At 75.3% G+C, this 17,083-nt stretch carries 14 protein-coding genes; 10 read left to right on the top strand and 4 right to left on the bottom strand.

The genetic code is table 11. The features are described 5' to 3' along the window. The first annotated feature begins 422 nt into the window (after positions 1–422). From J3473_RS07855 to J3473_RS07830, 6 genes are all read left to right on the top strand, one after another. The gene (locus J3473_RS07855) at positions 423–887 is read left to right on the top strand and encodes a response regulator transcription factor (protein WP_207022643.1); all 465 of its coding nucleotides are present in this window, start codon (positions 423–425) and stop codon (positions 885–887) included. A 72-nt stretch (positions 888–959) separates the two neighbouring features. Continuing rightward, on the top strand, positions 960–2,141 hold the full coding sequence (locus J3473_RS07850; protein WP_207022642.1) for a glycosyltransferase family protein: 1,182 nt from the start codon (positions 960–962) through the stop codon (positions 2,139–2,141). Then, positions 2,138–3,931: an ABC transporter ATP-binding protein gene (locus J3473_RS07845; RefSeq protein ID WP_207022641.1), complete on the top strand. Its 1,794-nt coding sequence runs from the start codon at positions 2,138–2,140 to the stop codon at positions 3,929–3,931. The genes J3473_RS07850 and J3473_RS07845 overlap by 4 nt, the downstream gene beginning before the upstream one ends. After that, complete coding sequence (locus tag J3473_RS07840) at positions 3,928–5,121, top strand: glycosyltransferase family 4 protein (RefSeq protein ID WP_207022640.1); 1,194 nt, start codon at positions 3,928–3,930, stop codon at positions 5,119–5,121. The genes J3473_RS07845 and J3473_RS07840 overlap by 4 nt, the downstream gene beginning before the upstream one ends. Further along, on the top strand, positions 5,118–8,042 hold the full coding sequence (locus tag J3473_RS07835; protein ID WP_207022639.1) for a glycosyltransferase: 2,925 nt from the start codon (positions 5,118–5,120) through the stop codon (positions 8,040–8,042). The genes J3473_RS07840 and J3473_RS07835 overlap by 4 nt, the downstream gene beginning before the upstream one ends. Positions 8,043–8,054: 12 nt before the next feature. After that, positions 8,055–8,543, top strand: coding sequence for a hypothetical protein (locus tag J3473_RS07830; RefSeq protein ID WP_207022638.1), 489 nt, complete (start codon positions 8,055–8,057; stop codon positions 8,541–8,543). Positions 8,544–8,585: 42 nt separating this feature from the next. On the opposite strand, the gene J3473_RS07825 is transcribed toward J3473_RS07830, so the two are convergent. After that, entirely contained in the window at positions 8,586–9,776 is a 1,191-nt protein-coding gene (locus tag J3473_RS07825; RefSeq protein WP_207022637.1) for an EAL and HDOD domain-containing protein, read from the bottom strand. Positions 9,777–10,131: 355 nt separating this feature from the next. Between J3473_RS07825 and chrA the strand changes: the two genes are divergently transcribed. Further along, a complete protein-coding gene (gene chrA, locus J3473_RS07820) occupies positions 10,132–11,505 on the top strand; it encodes a chromate efflux transporter (protein WP_207022636.1) in 1,374 nt (457 codons plus the stop codon). A gap of 33 nt (positions 11,506–11,538) precedes the next feature. Here chrA and J3473_RS07815 read toward each other — a convergent pair whose 3' ends face one another. Next, the gene (locus J3473_RS07815) at positions 11,539–12,705 is read right to left on the bottom strand and encodes an acyl-CoA dehydrogenase family protein (RefSeq protein WP_207022635.1); all 1,167 of its coding nucleotides are present in this window, start codon (positions 12,703–12,705) and stop codon (positions 11,539–11,541) included. Between the two features lie 92 nt (positions 12,706–12,797). On the opposite strand from J3473_RS07815, the gene J3473_RS07810 reads away from it, so the two are divergent. Together J3473_RS07810 and J3473_RS07805 are read left to right on the top strand one after the other, a co-directional pair. Then, entirely contained in the window at positions 12,798–13,475 is a 678-nt protein-coding gene (locus tag J3473_RS07810) for a TetR family transcriptional regulator (RefSeq protein WP_207022634.1), read from the top strand. A gap of 67 nt (positions 13,476–13,542) precedes the next feature. Continuing rightward, the gene (locus tag J3473_RS07805) at positions 13,543–14,103 is read left to right on the top strand and encodes an NYN domain-containing protein (RefSeq protein ID WP_030527667.1); all 561 of its coding nucleotides are present in this window, start codon (positions 13,543–13,545) and stop codon (positions 14,101–14,103) included. A gap of 119 nt (positions 14,104–14,222) precedes the next feature. Here the strand turns inward: J3473_RS07805 and J3473_RS07800 are convergent, their stop codons facing one another. Further along, positions 14,223–14,738 carry a putative immunity protein gene (locus J3473_RS07800; RefSeq protein WP_207022633.1) on the bottom strand — a complete coding sequence of 172 codons (516 nt, stop codon included), beginning with the start codon at positions 14,736–14,738 and terminating at the stop codon, positions 14,223–14,225. A 19-nt stretch (positions 14,739–14,757) separates the two neighbouring features. Then, positions 14,758–15,819 carry an LLM class F420-dependent oxidoreductase gene (locus J3473_RS07795; protein WP_207022632.1) on the bottom strand — a complete coding sequence of 354 codons (1,062 nt, stop codon included), beginning with the start codon at positions 15,817–15,819 and terminating at the stop codon, positions 14,758–14,760. Between the two features lie 67 nt (positions 15,820–15,886). On the opposite strand from J3473_RS07795, the gene J3473_RS07790 reads away from it, so the two are divergent. Continuing rightward, the gene (locus J3473_RS07790) at positions 15,887–17,056 is read left to right on the top strand and encodes a nucleotide sugar dehydrogenase (RefSeq protein ID WP_242525768.1); all 1,170 of its coding nucleotides are present in this window, start codon (positions 15,887–15,889) and stop codon (positions 17,054–17,056) included. Positions 17,057–17,083: the final 27 nt, after the last annotated feature.

Here is a 17,083-nt window from a genome sequence, read left to right as displayed (position 1 = left end):
AGGTCACCAGCGGCTCCGCCGCCGACAGCCAGAGCGCCTCCCTCGAGCTCGCCCGCATGAGCACCCAGCTCCAGACCCTCGTCGCCCAGTTCCAGCACTGACGACCCGGCCGGACACAACCTTCGACAAGCCTGGTCACCGACCCCGTCGACTCCCTGGTCCCGTGCCAGACTCCCCCGTGGCGCCCCGCTGGTTCCCCTGCACCGGCGGGGCGCCGCCATGTGCCGTACGGCTCAGGTGAGCCCGCCCGGGACCCCTCGTCTGCGGGGTCCCTCCTGCCCGGACGGACAGCCCGTGGACCGTCCGGACGGACGGAGCCACGGCCATCGAGGACGCACCCCGCTGCTGCCGTGCAGCCTCGAGCATCCGCCGAGTTACGTTGTGCCCGACAGGCGTCGGCGCCTGCAGGAAGGACGCCCCTCGTGACCGACGCTCACCCTCCGACGGCCCGTCCTCTGCGCGTCCTCCTCGTCGAGCCGCACCCGCTCGTGCGCGAGCAGCTGCGGGCCGTCGTGGACGTCGCCCCCGGGATCGTCGTCGTCGGAGAGTGCAGGAGCGCCGGAGCCGCGCCCGAGTCGGTCGACGGCCTCGCCCCGGACGTGGTCGTGGTCGCGGTGCGGCTCCCCGACGGCTCGGGCCCGGACCTGTGCCGGGACCTGACGACGCGGCCCCACGCCCCGAGGGTGCTGCTGACCAGTGCCTTCGACGGCGTCGCCCTGCACCGCGCCGCGCTGGAAGCGGGTGCGAGCGAACTCGTCGTCACGCAGTGGGCGGGCCGGACCCTCGTCGACGCGATCCGCGAGGCGGCGGCCGGGGCGGCCGGCCGCGGCTCTTCGGGTGGCGCCGACGAAGCGCGCGCGGACGCGCCTCGTCGTCCGAGGGACTAGTACCTCCGGACAGGTGGGGGTGGGCCAAGGGCCAATGGTGGGTGAACGGCGGGCGAACCTACGGTTCCGCGCATGGACACGTGGAGCCCGCCCCGGCCGGAGGCGCCCCCCCTGCTGCGAAGGCCCGCGCGGGCTCCACGTGTCGTCCTGGTCTCGCACGACGGGTTCGGCCTCGGCCACGCCCGCCGCAACTCGCGCATCGCCGCCGCCCTTCGTGCGCTCGCCCCGTCGGCCGACGTCACCCTCGTCACCGGTCTGGCGAGCCGGCACGCGTGGCTCGGCGCCGACGGCGTCCGCGTCGTCCGCGTCCCGGCCGTCACCAAGGACGCCACCGGCCGCTACGTGACCCGCAGCGGCGACCTCGCCGGCACGCTCCGCGAGCGCGCCCGGGTCTTCGCACAGGTCGTCGAGGAGGTCCGGCCCGACGTCCTGCTCGTCGACCGCCACCCCCTCGGCATCGAGGGCGAGCTGCGGCCGGCCGTGGTCGCGGCCCGCCGCGCGGGTGCCACCGTCCTCCTCGGGCTGCGCGACATCCTCGACACCCCCGCCGCCGTCCGCGCCGAGATCGAGGGACCGGACTGGTCGGGCGCCGGACGCTGGGTCGACGAGGTGCTCGTGTACGGGTCACCCTCGCTCTGCGACCACGTCGCCGAGTACGGCCTGCCGGTGCAGCCGGTCTACTGCGGGATCGTCACCGCCCCCGTGGCGCCACCCCGGCCGCTCGCCGGAGCGACGGGCGGCACGGTCCTCGTCACGGCCGGGGGTGGGGGCGACGGTGACGTGCTGACCTCGGTCCTCGAGGCCGTCGCCGCGACGCCCCGCTACGAGCGCGTCGTCGTCGTGCGCGGTCCCGCGGCCGGCTGGTCGGTGCCCGACGGGGTCGAGGTCGTCGCGCCGCGTGACGACTGCACGGCGCTGTACGCCGAGGCCTCCGCCAGCGTCCAGATGGTCGGCTACAACTCGGTCTACGAGGCCGTCGTCTCCGGCCTGCGCCCCCTGCTCGTGCCGCGCCGCGCGCCCCGGCGCGAGCAGGCCATCCGCGCAGGGCGCCTGGCCTGCCTCGGGCTGGCCGACGTCCTCGACCCCGGCGCCGGTCCGGACGAGGTGAGCTGGCTGCTCGACCGCCCGCGGCTGCAGACCGGGTGGGACCTCGCCCGGAGCGGTCTCGACGTCGACGGCGCCGCGCGGGTCGCGGCCCGGGTGCTCGCGCACGCCGGCGCCGCCACCGCGCCCGCCCGGGTGGCCGCGCGATGAGCGGGGTCCTCGCGGTCCTGCGCCGCTTCTCCGGTCACGTGCGCCCCTACCGGCGCCTGCTCGCCCTCGGCGCGCTGCTCGCGGTGCTCGAGGTCGTCGTGCGCCTGGCCGAGCCGTGGCCGCTGCGGCTCGTCGTCGACCACGCGCTCGCCGACGACCCGCGTCCGGTCCTCGGCCTCACCGACCCGATGGCCGTCGCGGCGCTCTCGGCCGTCGCGCTGCTCGTCGTCGTCGCGCTGGCCGCGGTCCTCGACTACTGGTCGACGCGCGTCCTCGCCTCGGCCGGGCTGCGGCTGGCGGCCGACCTGCGCGGCACCGTCTTCACCCACCTGCACCGGCTCTCGCTCGCCTTCCACGGCCGCTCGCGCGTGGGGGACCTCGCCAACCGCGTCACGAGCGACGTCGACCGCACCCAGGACATGCTCGTGCAGTCGCTCGCCGTCATCGGTCCCAACGTCATGCTCGTCGTCGGGATGTTCGTCGTCATGGTCGCGATGGACGTCGTCTTCGCCCTCGTCGCCCTCGTGCTCGCGCCGCTGCTCGCGTGGACGGTCCACCGCTCGACCGTCCGGCTCAAGCGCAGCAGCCGCGAGGCCCGCGCCGCCGACGGCGTCGTCGCCGCCGCCGCGTCCGAGAGCCTCGCCGTGATGCCGCTCGTGCAGTCCCTCGGGCTGGAGCCGACCCAGCGCAGCACCTTCGACCGGCTGACGGGCGAGAGCCTGCGCGCCGGCCTGGAGTCCGCCCGCATCCAGGCGCGGTTCAGCCCGCTCGTCGACCTCACGGCCGCCGGCTCGGCCGCGATGGTGCTCTGGGTCGGCACCTCCCGGGTCCTCTCGGGCGAGATCACCCTCGGCATGCTCCTCGTCTTCGTGTCCTACCTCGGCTCGCTCTACAAGCCGCTCAAGGCGCTCTCGCGGCTCAGCACCTCGCTCGCCAAGGGGGCCGCGGCCGCGGAGCGCATCGAGGAGGTGCTGGCCGAGCTGCCCGACGTCGCCGAGCCGGCGCGACCGGTCCGCCCCCGGCGGGCCCGCGGGCACCTGGAGTTCTCCGACGTCACGCTGCGCTACGGCAGCACGACCGTGCTCGACGGCGTCTCCCTCGAAGTCGAGCCCGGGCAGACCCTCGCCCTCGTCGGGCCGACCGGCGCCGGCAAGACGAGCCTCGCCTCGCTCGTCCCCCGGCTCGTCGACCCCACCTCCGGCGCGGTCCACCTCGACTTCGTCGACGTGCGGCGCCGGGCCCTCGCCGACCTGCGCTCGCAGGTGGCCGTCGTGCTCCAGGACTGCCTCGTGATGCGCGGGACGCTGCGCGACAACATCCGGCTCGGCGACGTCGACGCCTCCGACGCGGCCGTCCACCGCGCCGCCCGGCTCGCGCTCGTCGACGAGTTCGCCTCCCGCCTGCCCGACGGCCTCGACACCCCGGTCGGCGAGCGCGGGGCCACCCTCTCCGGGGGCCAGCGGCAGCGGCTCGCCATCGCCCGCGCCATCCTGCGCGACGCGCCGGTCCTCGTCCTCGACGAGCCGACCTCGGCGCTCGACGTCCACACCGAGGAGCTCGTCATGGAGGCGCTGTCCAACCTGCCCGAGGACCGCACGACCCTGCTCATCGCCCACCGCCTCTCGACGATCCGGTCCGCCGACGCGGTCGCCGTCCTCGACCGGGGCCGGCTCGTGCGGGTCGGCTCCCCCGACGACGTCGACGCCTCCAGCGTCCGGCGGCTCACGGGGCCGGCCGACCACGCGGTGACCGACCTCGCGCAGCGGCGTGCGGTGGGAGGTCGGTCGTGAAGGTCCTCTACGTGCTCAAGCGCTACCCGCGGCTCAGCGAGACCTTCGTCGTCCGGGAGCTCGCGACCCTCGAGGAGCTCGGCACCGAGGTCCTCGTCGACAGCCTCATGGCCCCCGAGGACGGCCCCCGCCACGCGGAGGTGGAGCAGGTCCGCGCCAGCGCGCGCTACCTGCCCCGCCACCGCGGCTGGGTCCGGCCCGCCGTCCGGGTCGGGCTGCGACGTCCGCGCGCGGTCGTCCGCGAGGTCCGCCGGGCCCGCGTCCGGTGGCTGTCCGGGGACCGCAGCGCCCGACGCCGCCTGGCGCACGGGCTGCTCGTCGCCGAGCGGGTCCTCGCCGAGCGGCCCGACGTCCTCCACGCCCACTTCGCGACGGCGGCCGCCGAGGTCGCGACGGTGGCCTCCCGGGTCACGGGTGTCCCCGTCACCGTCACCGCGCACGCGAAGGACGTCTTCCACGCGGAGAACGTCGACGCCCTCGGCGGGCGGCTCGAAGGCGTCGCGGCCGTGGTCACCGTCTCCGAGTACAACGTCGACCACCTCGGGAGGTCACTGCCCGGACAGCGGATCCGCCTCGTGCGCAACGGTGTCCCGCTCGGTCGACCCAACCTCGTGCACGCCGGACGGCGCGACGCCCCCGTGCTGTGCGTCTGCCGGCTGGTGCCGAAGAAGGGCGTCGACGTCCTCGTCCGGGCGGTGGCCCTCGCGGCCGTCGACGACCCGTGGCTGCGCCTCGACGTCATCGGCGACGGGCCGCTGCGCACGTCGCTCGTCGACCTCGCCGCCGAGCTCGGGGTCGCGGACCGCGTCACCTTCCACGGGGCCATGGACTCCGCGGGCGTCGAGGCCGCCTACGCCCGCGCCTCCCTCGTGGCCCTGCCCTGCCGGGTCGACGAGCACGGCGACCGCGACGGCCTGCCGACGGTGCTGGTCGAGGCCCTCGCGCGTGGCGTGCCCGTCGTCTCCACCGACGTCGTCGGCATCCCCGAGCTCGTCCGCGACGGCGCGACCGGCCGGCTCGTGCCGCAGGACGACCCCGAGGCCCTCGCCCGGGCGATCGCGGACCTGCGGTCCGACCCCGTCGCGGCCCGGGCCCTCGGCGCGGCCGGTCGCGAGCTCGTCGCCACCGACTACGCCCCGGACCGCTCCGGGCGCGAGCTGCTCGGCCTGTGGGCGGAGGTCGCGCGATGAGGGTCCTCGTCCTGTGCACCGACCAGGGCGTCCGGGTGCCGGGGTCCAAGGGCGCCGCCCTCCACCTGCGCGCGGTCGCGGAGGCCTACGCCGCCCTCGGCCACGACGTGCTGCTCCTCGGCGTCGCCGGCCACGGCGACCCACCGGCGCACCCCCGGCTGCGCACCCACCTCCTCCCCCACCCGGGGCGGGCCGAGGGCATCCTGCGCGAGCGCAACAAGCTCGCCCTCGTCGAGCGGTTCGCCACCGAGGGTGAGCCGGTCGCCCGGCACTTCGCCCCCGACGTCGTCCACGAGCGGCTGTCCCTCTTCGGCACCGCCGGGACGCGGCTGGCCCGGGCGACCGGCGCACGACACGTCGTCGAGGTCAACGCGCTGCTCGCCCACGAGGAGGCGCGGTGGCGCGGCCTGGGCCACGTCGCCGTGGCCCGCGAGCGCGAAATCTCGGTGCTGCGCGCGGCCGACCTCGTCGTGCCCGTGAGCGACGAGCTGACCGCCGAGGTGCGCGGCCTGATCGGGCCGGACGCCCCGGTCGTCACCGTCGCCAACGGCGTCGACCCGCGCCCGTTCCTGCGCCCTCACGACCCGGCGGCGGTGCGGGCCCGGCTCGGGGTCCCCCCGGGTGCACGGATGGCCGTGTTCACCGGCACGCTGCGTCCCTGGCACGGGGTCGAGGTCGCGGTCGACGCGCTGGCCGCCCTCGCCCCGGACGTGCACCTCGTCGTCGTCGGGGACGGACCGGTGCGCGAGGAGCTCGCCGCGCGGGCGGAGGCTCGGGGCGTCGGCCCCCGCGTGCACCTGGCCGGCGCGCTCCCCCACGACGAGGCCGTCGACGTCGTCCGCGCCGCCGACGTCGCCCTCGCCCCCTACCCCGACCTCCCCGGCTTCTCGTTCTCCCCGCTCAAGGTCTACGAGTACCTCGCGGCGGGCGTGCCGGTCGTCGCGTCGGACCTCGGCCAGCCGCGCGCGCTCCTCGGCGGCCTCGGCGTCGGCCGTCTCGTCCGTCCCGGCGACCCGGCCGACCTGGCGGCCGGCATCCGCACCGCGCTCGCAGCCGGGGCGGGAGCGGCCGAGGCCGCCGTGTCCGTGCGGGTGCGGGAGGAGTGGTCCTGGGCGTCCCGGGTCGGTGACGTCCTCGCCGCGCTCGAGCAGGTGACGACCGGCCCCGGCAGCGCCGTCGCCGCTGCCGCCGACCTCCCCGACGACGACGCGGCCGTGGCCGAGGCGCTGCGGCGGGCCGACCGGGACCACACGCTCGCCGGGCTGCGCCTGGGCCGCGTCCTGCGCCGCGTCGCGGGTCGCCGGGCGACCTTCGCCGCGCGTCGCGGGGACGGGGCGGCCGTCGTCGTCAAGGCGTTCGCGTCGCCCCGGGCACGCGGCAACGCGCGCCGTCTGGCCGCCCTCGCCGAGGCCGGGCTCTCCGACGTCGTCCCCACGGCCCTCACCACCTCCGACGACGGTTGCGTCGGCGTCGTGTCCTTCCGTCCGGGGACCGTCATGGAGGACCTTCCCGACGACGCCTACCTGGACGCCTGCGCCGCGACCGGGCGGGTCCTGCGGCGGCTGCACGACAGCGGCGCCGCGCTCGACCGGCGCTGGACCTCGGCCGACGAGTCCGCCCAGCTCCTGCGCCGGGCTCCGGCCGGCTGCCGTGCCGTCGCCGCCGCCGAGGCCGCGCTGGCTCCCCCCGACGGTCCGCTCGTGCCCTCCCACCGGGACCTGCACCCGCGCCAGGTGGTGGCGGTCGGGGGGGACGCGGGCGTCTGCCTCATCGACCTCGACGACGCCGCCCTCGCCCCGCGCGGCCTCGACGTCGGCAACATGGTCGCGCACCTGCGCCGCGAGGTCGTCGTCGGTCGACGCGACCCGGCGGTGGGCGAGGCGGCCGTCGACGCCTTCCTCGCGGGCTACGGCGACGCCCCGCCCGACCTGCTCGCGTGGGAGCGCCTCGCCCTCACCCGCCTCGCCGGGCTGGCCGAGAGCCGGCACGGGTCGCCGGAGGAACGGGACGCCCTGCTGCGCCTGCTCGCGGAGCGGCCCGTGCCCGCGCCTGCGCCGGACGGACTCGTCCCGACCGGCCACGCCGACCGCCCCGTGCGGATGGCGGTCGAGGACAGCACCGGCCGCCCGGTCGTCGTCAAGACCTACCTCGGCGCGGACGGCTCGCGCGTCCACGACGACATGCTGGCCCTGTGGGCCTCGCCCTTCGGGGGGTCGCCGCACCCGAGGATGCCCGAGCCGCTGTCCTTCGACGCCGCCTCCGGCGACCTCGTGATGTCGCGGGTGCCGGGCGACGCCCTGGCCGTGCGCGGCGCACTGGGCGGGTCGGTCCGTCGCGGGGCCGACGTCGGCCGGCTCCTCGCCGCGCTGCACGCGAGCGGGGCCGACCTGCACCGGGTGCGCGACCGTCGCGCCCTCGTCCGCTCCACGCACCGGAAGGTCCGCTCGCTCGAGGGCCAGGCGCCACCGCACGTCCACTCCCTCTTCCGGGCCGTCGCCGAGGGGATCGAGCGGCGGTGGACCGGCACGCAGACCGGTGGGTTGGTTCCCAGCCACGGGGACTTCTCGCCCCGCAACGTCCACGCCACCCCCGACCACGTCGCGATCGTCGACCTCGACCGCCTCCAGCTCGCCGAGCGCGAGCGTGACGTCGCCTACTGGTGCGCGTGGCTCTGGGTGACGAGCGGGGGGACCGAGCCCCTCTTCACGGGACCGGCCCGGCCCTTCCTCCAGGGGTACGCCGACGCCGCCGGTGAGCCGCTGCGCCCGGACGTGCTCGAGGTGCACGCGGCCGTCGCCCTCGTCCGCATCGCCCACGGCTGGACCTCGATGCGGACGAACGACTCGGCGCGGGTCGCCCTGCTCGTGGCCGCGAGCGCCCTCGCGGACGTCCCTGTCACGTCCGCGCTCCCCGGAGCGTGAGCGCCACCCCCCGTGCCCGCCGCGTTCGCCTACTACGCCGCCGTCGACGACCGCGCCGCGCTCGCCCTCGTCGACCTCCCGGTGACCGTCGGTGGGCCGCCGCACGACCCCGGACCGTCGCACCCTGACCACCGCGCACCTCCCGCGACCCGTCGCTTCCCCCGCCCCGTGTTCACCGACCGCGTCGACCCCGTCGTGCGGTGCGGTCGGCTCGAGGAGCTCCTCACCGCCCGCCCGCACGCCGAGGTCCTGGCCGACCCCCGCAGCGCCCGTGCCCTGGGGCCACCCGACCGGGCCGGCCCGCTCGTCGTCACCGTGACCCTCGGGCTGCAGCGCGCGCTCGCCGCCGCGACCCCGGCCGACCTGCGTGACGCGGTCGCGGCCTCCGCCGACGGTCCGCCGGCCGGCCGGCGGGACCGGCCGGCCGTGCACCGGCTGGCGCGCCTGGCCCGTCAGGCCCTCGCCGCGGACCTGCTGCTCTACTGCCAGGTCCGGGTGTGACCGGCGCGCCGCCCCCCGGACCGGGCGGCCGCCGGGCGACTCTCACGCCGAGGGGCCGGCCACCCCGTTGACGTAGGGCATCGCCCACGCGAACGCGCGAGCGGCGGCGACGTCGAGGTCCGCGGCAGTCGCCGCGGACGAGCCGTCGACCACACCGTGCTGGAAGGCCGCCACCTCGGAGACGAGCTCACCGACGGAGGTCGACCGGCGGAAGGCCGCGTCGGCGAGGGCGCTGGGGACGTCGAGCATCCCCGCCACGTCCTCGATCGGGACGCCGAGCAGCAGGTCGAGGGCGGACAGCAGCCCGGCGGTGAAGGCGAAGTCCGGCTCGCAGACCGAGCGCTCGGCCGCGAGCAGCTCGCAGGTGCGGGCCCGGACCAGCGCGGTCGCCAGCCCGTCGGCTCCGGCCCCCGGCCGCCCCGAGAGCAAGGTGAGCGCCACCCACTGCCGGATCCGGACCGTGCCGAGCATGACGAGGGCCTCGCGGATGCCGCGGACCTCGCGCCGGAGCCCGTGGTCGGCGCCGACCGACGCCAGCTGCAGCACCTGGAGCACGAGCCCGGGCTCGCGACGCAGGATCGCCTCCAGCGCGTCGAGGTCGACGTCCTCGGTGAGCAGGGTCGTCGCGAGGTTGACGTGGGCCAGCGCGGCGGTGGGGATGGTCTGGCCGCGCACCACGCGCGGCTTCTCGATGGCGTAGCCCTGGAACAGCTCGAAGCCGGAGCGTATCGCCCAGTCGAGGTCGTCGAGCGTCTCGAGCTTCTCGGCCAGCAGCCGCACGCCGTAGGGCCGGCACCGGTCCGCGAGCGCGAGCGAACCCTCCCGGCCGAGGTCCTGCACGTCGATCTTGACGATCGTGGCGAGCTCCAGCAGCCGCTCCGCACCGTCGATCCACACGAAGTCGTCGAGGGCGAGCTGGTACCCGCGCGCGACGAGGTCGCGGCATCCCTGCACCGACTCGTCGTCGACGGTCACGGTCTCGAGCACCTCGATGACGGTGCGCGCGGGCGGGAGGGTCACGGGGGTCCTGCCGGTGAGCACGCCCCGCTCGGCGTTGCAGAAGATCACCTTGTCGCCGACGAGCTGGCCGACCCCGATGGTCAGGGCACCCAGCACCACGTCGGCGGTCATCTGCTCCCCGGAGGGCAGCGGGGTGTCCGACCGCGCGGCGCGGTACAGGAGCTCGTAGCCCATGACCGCGCCGGTGCGGTCGACGATCGGTTGGCGTCCCACGGCCACCGCGGGGGTGGCCGTGGACGTCGCGGGCTCCCCTACAAGCACGGTCCGTCCTCCAGTTGTGTCGACCCCGTGATTGTGCGCAGAGGCGGGACCGGGCGGCCGCTCGACGGTGGACGAATCAGCCGATCGTCCGACCGGACCGTGCGATCGGCCGGACTTCCCTCCCGTGCACCACCTCTCGGCCGCTCTCGACGCGCCCCGTTCAGCCGCTCGTGACCAGCTGTGGGCCACGGCCCCGAGCACCCATGGACCGCCGGTGCGTCCGCAGGCACGCGACGTCGCCACGGGCGGTGGCTCGTCCCACGCCCCCGCCGTCCCCTACCTTGGTCCGCGACCGAGGAGGACCACCGTGGCCGACGCCCAGCCTGCCGCCGACCGGCGCACCGACCTGGTGCCGTTCGCGGAGGCCGTCCGTGCGTGGTTCTCGATCTCGCTGCAGACCTTCGGCGGGCCCGCGGGCCAGATCGCGGTCATGGAGCGCGAGCTCGTCGAGCGGCGTCGCTGGATCGGCCACGAGCGTTTCCTCCACGCCCTCTCCTTCTGCACCCTGCTGCCGGGGCCCGAGGCCCAGCAGCTCGCGGTGTACGTCGGGTGGCTCCTCAACGGCGTCCGAGGGGGCCTCGTCGCGGGGACCCTCTTCGTCCTCCCCGGGCTCGTCGCCCTCCTCGGGCTCTCGGCCGTCTACGTCGCGTGGGGCGAGACCGCCGTCGTCTCGGGGGTGTTCGCCGCCGTCGCGCCGGCCGTCCTCGTCGTCGTCGCGCAGGCCGTCCTGCGCGTGGGTCGCAAGGCGCTGACCACCCGCCTCTCCGTGGGCACCGCGGTGACGGCGTTCCTGGCCCTCGGCCTCGTGCACGTGCCGTTCCCCCTCGTCGTGCTCGCGGCCGGCCTGGTCGGGCTGGTCGCCGCTCGCGGGCGACCTCCGACGGCGGCCGTGCCCTCCCGCCCCGGCGACGTCGCCCCGGTCGTCCGGGATGACACCCTCCACCACGTCCGCCCGACCCGGGGGTACGTCGCCCGCGTGCTCGGCGTCGGCCTGCTCGCGTGGGCCGTGCCGATGACCGCCGTCGTGCTCCTCACCGGGCGGGGCAGCGTCTTCACGCAGCAGGGGCTGTTCTTCACCGGCACCGCCCTCGTCACCTTCGGCGGCGCGTACGCGGTGCTCGCCTTCGTCGCGCAGCGGGCGGTCGAGGTGTACGGGTGGCTCGCCCCCGGCGAGATGGCCCGCGGGCTCGCGCTGGCCGAGTCGACGCCCGGGCCGCTCATCATGGTCGTGCAGTTCGTCGCCTTCCTCGGCGCGTACCGCGACCCCGGCGCCCTCTCCCCCTGGGCCGCCGGGGTCCTCGCGTCGCTCCTGACGACGTGGGTCGTGTTCGTCCCCTCGTTCGTCCTCGTCTTCCTGGGCGCCCCGTTCATCGAGCGGCTGCGCGGCAACCGCACGCTCGCCGCCGCGCTGGGCGGGGTCACCGCCGCCGTCGTCGGCGTCATCGCCCACCTCGGCGTCTACCTCGCGGTCCACACCCTCGCCGACCGCACCGTCGTCGCGGCCCTCGGGCCGGTCTCGGTCGAGCTCCCGGACCCGCGCGCCCTCGACCCCGTCGCGTTCGGCTACCTCGCGCTGGCCGCCGTCCTGCTCCTGTGGCGCGGGTGGTCCGTGCTGCGGACCCTGGCGGCCTGCGCGTGCGTCGGACTCGTCGTCGCGCTCGCCCGCCTTGCCCTGGCCTGACGAGCGCGGCGGCGGCTCGGCCGGGTCGGCGGATCAGCCCTTGAGGAGCTGACGAGCCATGACGATCCGCTGGACCTGGTTGGTGCCCTCGTAGATCTGCGTGATCTTCGCGTCGCGCATCATCCGCTCGAGCGGGAAGTCGCGCGTGTACCCGGCGCCGCCGAGCAGCTGGACGGCGTCGGTCGTCACCTGCATCGCGACGTCCGAGGCGTAGGCCTTGGCCGCGGCGCCGAAGAACGGGAGGTCGGCGTCGGAGCGCTCGGACTTCGCGGCGGCGACGTAGACGAGCTGGCGGGCGGCCTCGAGCTGCATCGCCATGTCGGCGAGCATGAACTGCACGCCCTGGAACTCGGCGACCTTCTTGCCGAACTGCTGCCGCTCCTTGACGTAGGCCACGGCCTGGTCGAGCGCGCCCTGGGCGATGCCGACGGCCTGGGCGCCGATGGTCACGCGGGTGTGGTCGAGGGTCGCGAGGGCGATCTTCAGGCCGGCGCCGACCTCGCCGACGACGCGGTCGCCGGGGATGCGACAGCGGTCGAAGTGCAGCTCGCGGGTCGGGCTGCCCTTGATGCCGAGCTTGCGCTCCTTCTCGCCGAACGAGAACCCCTCGTCCGACTTCTCGACGACGAACGCGGTGATGTTGTTGCCGCGCGGGCCGTCGGGGTCGGTCACCGCGAGGACCGTGTAGTACTCGGAGACACCGGCGTTGGTGATCCAGGACTTCTGGCCGGTCAGCACCCAGTCGTCGCCGTCGCGCACGGCCTTGCACTTCATCGCCGCCGTGTCCGAGCCGGCCTCGCGCTCCGAGAGGCCGTAGGAGAAGGTCGACTCCCCCGCCGCGAGCGGCGTGAGGTAGCGCTTCTTGACGTCGTCGTTCGCCGCGAGGAGCAGCGGCATCGAGCCGAGCTTGTTGACCGCCGGGATGAGCGAGGACGACGCGCAGACCCGGGCGACCTCCTCGATGACGAGGCAGGTGGCGAGCGCGTCGGCCCCCACGCCGCCGAACTCCTCGGGCACGTGCGGGGCGAAGAAGTCCGAGGCGACGAGCGCGTCGTGCGCCTCCTGCGGGTAGCGCGACTCCTCGTCGACCGCAGCGGCGAACGGCGCGATCTTGTCCTCGGCGACGGCGCGGACGGCCTCGCGGATGGCCTCGTGGTCCTCCGAGAGCCGGTAGGTGTCGAAGTCGGGGTTGCCGCTCATGGATTCCTCTTCCATCCGGCGGCCGGGGCCGCGTGGTACTCAGTTCCGTCCCACGATACTCAGTACCACCGTCAGCGTCTATCGTGGGCCGTGTGACGTCCACCCCCCGCGAGCGGCTCACCGACGCCGCCTTCGCCCTCTTCGCCGAGCGCGGCTTCCACGAGACGACGGTCGACGACGTCGTCGCCCGCGCGGGCGTCGGCCGCACGACCTTCTTCCGCGTCTTCAGCGGCAAGGAGGACGCGGTCTTCCCGGACCACGAGGCGCTCGTCGCACGCGTCGAGGAGCGCCTGGCCGCGTCCGAGGCCCCCGCGCTGCAGGCGGCGGCCGACGCCGCGGGGCTCGTGCTCGAGCACTACCTGGCCGAGGGCGACCGGGCCCGGCTGCGCTATCGCATCACCCGGCAGGTCGCCGCCCTGCGCGACCGCGAGGCCGCGAGCCAGCTGCCCTACCACCGCACCTTCCGGGTCTTCCTGCGCCGGCTGACCGACGAGAGCGAGGCCTCCGACCTGCGCGCCGAGCTCCTCGCGGGCGCCGTCGTCACCGCCCACAACCACGTCCTGCGCCGGTGGCTGCGGGGCCACACCGACGCCGCCGACGCCCGCGCCGAGCTCGGCCGGGCGATGGCCGAGGTCGCCCGCTGGGCGGCGCCGTCGGGCTCACCCGCCCCGCCGCCGCGCGAGACCGAGATCGTCGTCGTGCGCTCCTCCCGCCCCGTGGAGGAGCTCCTCCCCGCCCTGCGCGCGGCCGCCGGCGAACCGACGACCTGACGGCCCGGGCCGGACCGCACCGGCCCCCGGGGGCGACGTGGGCCCCCGTGCCCCCTAGCCTGCCCTCATGGACGAGAGCGGCCGGCTGACCTACGTGCTGGTGGACGGCGAGAACATCGACGCCACCCTGGGCAACGCGATCCTGGCCCGGCGGCCCCGGCCCGAGGAGCGCCCGCGGTGGGAGCGGGTCCTCAAGTTCGCCGAGGAGCACTGGCAGCAGCCGACCCGCGGGCTGTTCTTCCTCGCGGCCAACTCCGAGCTGCCGATGTCGTTCGTCCAGGCGCTGCTCGCCATCGGCTACCGCCCGGTGCCGCTGTCCGGCGACCCGGGCGTCAAGGTCGTCGACGTCGCGATCCAGCGCACCCTCGAGGCGCTGCAGGAGCGCTCCGCCGACGTCATCCTCGTGAGCAACGACGGCGACTTCCTGCCGCAGGTCGAGGGCCTCCTCGACGGCCGCAAGGTCGCGGTCGCGGGCTTCGACGAGTTCCGCAACCAGGCCTTCAACGCGCTCGTGGGCCGTGGGCTCGAGGCGCTCGACCTCGAGCACGACGTCCGCGCGTTCAAGGAGCCCCTCCCGCGCGTCCGGATCATCCCCATCGACGAGTTCGACCCCACCCTCTTCCTCTGACCGACCCCACCCCCACCCGACTTCTTGCGAGTTCCGCCGCTCGACACGCCGTCGGGCGGCGTGTCGAGCGGCTCAACTCGCAAGAAGTGGGGAAGGCCGGGGCTGGACGTCGTGCGCGGTCAGGTGTGGAAGAGGTCCCAGCACAGGGGGTTGCGGCGCTCCTGGTCCTCGAGGACGAGCCCGCGCACGGCCTCGGGCAGCTGCGCGCGCTGCCACGCGCACTCGGCCCGCCCCGCCGCCTCCGCCTCGCCGGGCGCTGCCGCCGCCCGCACGGCCTTGAGGGCGTACGCGGCCGCCCCGAGGTCGTGCGCCGCGACGTGCGCGACGCACGCCGCCTGCCCGCAGGCGTAGGCCGCGAAGCGCGAGGCCCCTCGCAGGTCGCGGGCCGCCCCCATCGCGTGCCCGCCGGCCGCACGCGAGGCCATCATCCCGACCTCGCCGCGCACCCAGCCCCGGACCGCCTCGAGGGCGGCCCGGGGGCGGGGGTCGCCGGGCCGCTCGGCCTCGACGAGCGGCAGGACGTGCTCGGCGCAGGCCACCGCCCACAGGGCCAGCAGGCGGTGGTCGGCGTCGGTCAGGGTGCCCCCGCGGCGGACGGTCGTCAGCCGCGGGTCCCGCTCGGGCGGGAGGATCACCGGTGCCGGCCCGGGTCGGTCACTCGCCGCGCAGCAGGTGCCACAGGTGGCCGTGGCGCTCGCGGTCGACGAGCTCCGGCATCACCTCGCGCTCGAACAGCTCGACGCCCGAGAGGTCGTAGGCCTGCTCGACGAAGTAGGTGATGGCGTACGTCATCCCGCGCGCCTGGAGGTCCTGCAGCTTCTCGACGACCTGCTCGGGCGTGCCGACGAGGGGCCCGGTCTCGAAGGAGCGCACGGTGTCGTCGACGACGTCGTCCGGCAGCCCGGCGGACGCGTAGTGGTCGCGGATCCACGCGAGCCGCTCCTGCACCTCGCGCTCGTCGCGCCCGATGACGACGTTGTAGTTGGCGCTACGGACGATCTCGCCGAAGTCCCGGCCGATGTCGCGGCAGTGCTGCTCGAGGATCGCGCTCTTGGCGCTGAAGCCCTCGGGCGAGCCGTCGAAGTTCGTGTAGTCGGCGTACTCGGCCGCGATGCGCAGCGTCTTCTTCTCGCCGCCTCCGGCGACCCACATCGGGATGCCGTTGGCGCGCGAGCCCGGCATCGACGTGCCCTGCAGCGGCTGCGGGAAGCACATCGCGCCGTCGACCTGGTAGTGGTCGCCGTCGAGCGTCGCGCGCCCGGTGGTCCACATCTGCCGCATGACCTCGACGCCCTCGCGCAGGCGGGCCAGCCGCTCGCCGGCGCCCGGGAAGCCGTAGCCGTAGGCCCGCCACTCGTGCTCGTACCAGCCGGCGCCGATGCCCATCTCGACGCGTCCCTCGGAGACGGCGTCGACGGTGGCGGCGACCTTGGCGAGGTAGGTCGGCTCGCGGTAGCCCAGGCAGGTGCACATCTGGCCGAGGCGGACCCGGCCGGTGACGCCCGCGAACGCTGCCATGAGGGTCCACGCCTCGTGCACGCCGGCCTCGGTCGGCCGCGGGACCGGGTGGAAGTGGTCGTAGACCCAGATCGAGGTCCAGTCCTCGATGCCGTCGGCGCGGCGCGCGAGCCCGGCCATCACCCCCCAGTGCTGGGCCGGGTCGATGCCGACGAGGTCGTGGCGCCAGCCCTGCGGGACGAACAGTCCGAACTTCATCGTGAGCTCTCCTCGTGGTCGTGGACCTCGATCATGCCCCAGCGCGCCGAACCGTAGGCTGTCGGCCGTGACCCACAGGATCTGCGTCGTCGGCACCTCGTACGTCGGGCTCTCGCTCGCGGTCCTGCTGGCGCGCCGGCACGACGTCGTCGCCTTCGACATCGACGAGTCCCGCGTCGCGACCCTGCGCGAGGGTCGCAGCCCCATCTCGGACCCCGACATCGAGAGCCACCTCGCCGCCGGCGGGCTGAACCTCACGGTGACGACCGACAAGGAGGAGGCGTACCGCGGCGCCGAGTTCGTCGTCGTCGCCACCCCGACGAACTACGACGAGCGGACGAACTACTTCGACACGAGCAGCGTCGAGCAGGTCGTCGGCGACGTCCGCCGCATCGCCCCCGACGCCACCGCCGTCGTCAAGTCGACCGTCCCCGTCGGGTTCACCCGCGGCCTGCGCGAGCGCCTGGGCACCGACCGCGTCGTCTTCAGCCCCGAGTTCCTCCGCGAGGGCCGCGCGCTGCACGACAACCTCCACCCCTCGCGCATCGTCGTCGGCGACCGCAGCGAGCGCGGCGAGCTCTTCGCCCGGCTCCTCGCCGAGGCGGCCCTCGACCCCGACGTGCCCGTCCTGCTCACCGACCCCACCGAGGCCGAGGCGATCAAGCTCTTCGCCAACACCTACCTCGCGATGCGGGTCGCGTACTTCAACGAGCTCGACACCTACGCGGCGACCCACGGGCTCGACACGCGCCAGATCATCGACGGCGTCGGCCTCGACCCGCGCATCGGGACGCACTACAACAACCCGAGCTTCGGCTACGGCGGCTACTGCCTGCCCAAGGACACCAAGCAGCTGCTCGCCAACTACGCGGACGTGCCGCAGACGCTCATCCAGGCGATCGTCGACGCCAACACGACCCGCAAGGACTTCGTGGCGACCGACATCCTCGCCCGCCGCCCGAAGGTCGTCGGCATCCACCGGCTCATCATGAAGTCCGGGTCCGACAACTTCCGCAGCAGCAGCGTCCAGGGCGTCATGAAGCGCCTCAAGGCCAAGGGCGTCGAGGTCGTCGTCTTCGAGCCCGAGCTGCACGAGGACCACTTCTTCGGCTCGCCGCTCGTCACGCTCGAGGAGCTCAAGGAGCGTGCCGACGTCATCGTCGCCAACCGCCTCGTCGACGAGCTCGCCGACGTCGCGGACCGCGTCTACACGCGCGACCTCTTCGGCAACGACTGACGGGCCCCGACCGTCCCGCCGTCGGGA

The organism is Phycicoccus sp. DTK01 (assembly GCF_017312765.1).
GTDB lineage: Bacteria > Actinomycetota > Actinomycetes > Actinomycetales > Dermatophilaceae > Phycicoccus > Phycicoccus jejuensis.
Note: the sequence above shows the minus strand (reverse complement) of the source record. Positions and strands in the feature narration are given on the sequence as shown.

What these genes read in the sequence shown, in the direction of transcription:
- J3473_RS07845 (WP_207022641.1), top strand. Translation starts at nt 2,138, where the DNA reads ATGAGCGGGGTCCTCGCGGTCCTGCGCCGCTTCTCCGGTCACGTGCGC.
- J3473_RS07815 (WP_207022635.1), bottom strand. Translation starts at nt 12,705, where the DNA reads ATGAGCGGCAACCCCGACTTCGACACCTACCGGCTCTCGGAGGACCAC.
- J3473_RS07795 (WP_207022632.1), bottom strand. Translation starts at nt 15,819, where the DNA reads ATGAAGTTCGGACTGTTCGTCCCGCAGGGCTGGCGCCACGACCTCGTC.
- J3473_RS07805 (WP_030527667.1), top strand. Translation starts at nt 13,543, where the DNA reads ATGGACGAGAGCGGCCGGCTGACCTACGTGCTGGTGGACGGCGAGAAC.
- J3473_RS07835 (WP_207022639.1), top strand. Translation starts at nt 5,118, where the DNA reads ATGAGGGTCCTCGTCCTGTGCACCGACCAGGGCGTCCGGGTGCCGGGG.
- J3473_RS07850 (WP_207022642.1), top strand. Translation starts at nt 960, where the DNA reads ATGGACACGTGGAGCCCGCCCCGGCCGGAGGCGCCCCCCCTGCTGCGA.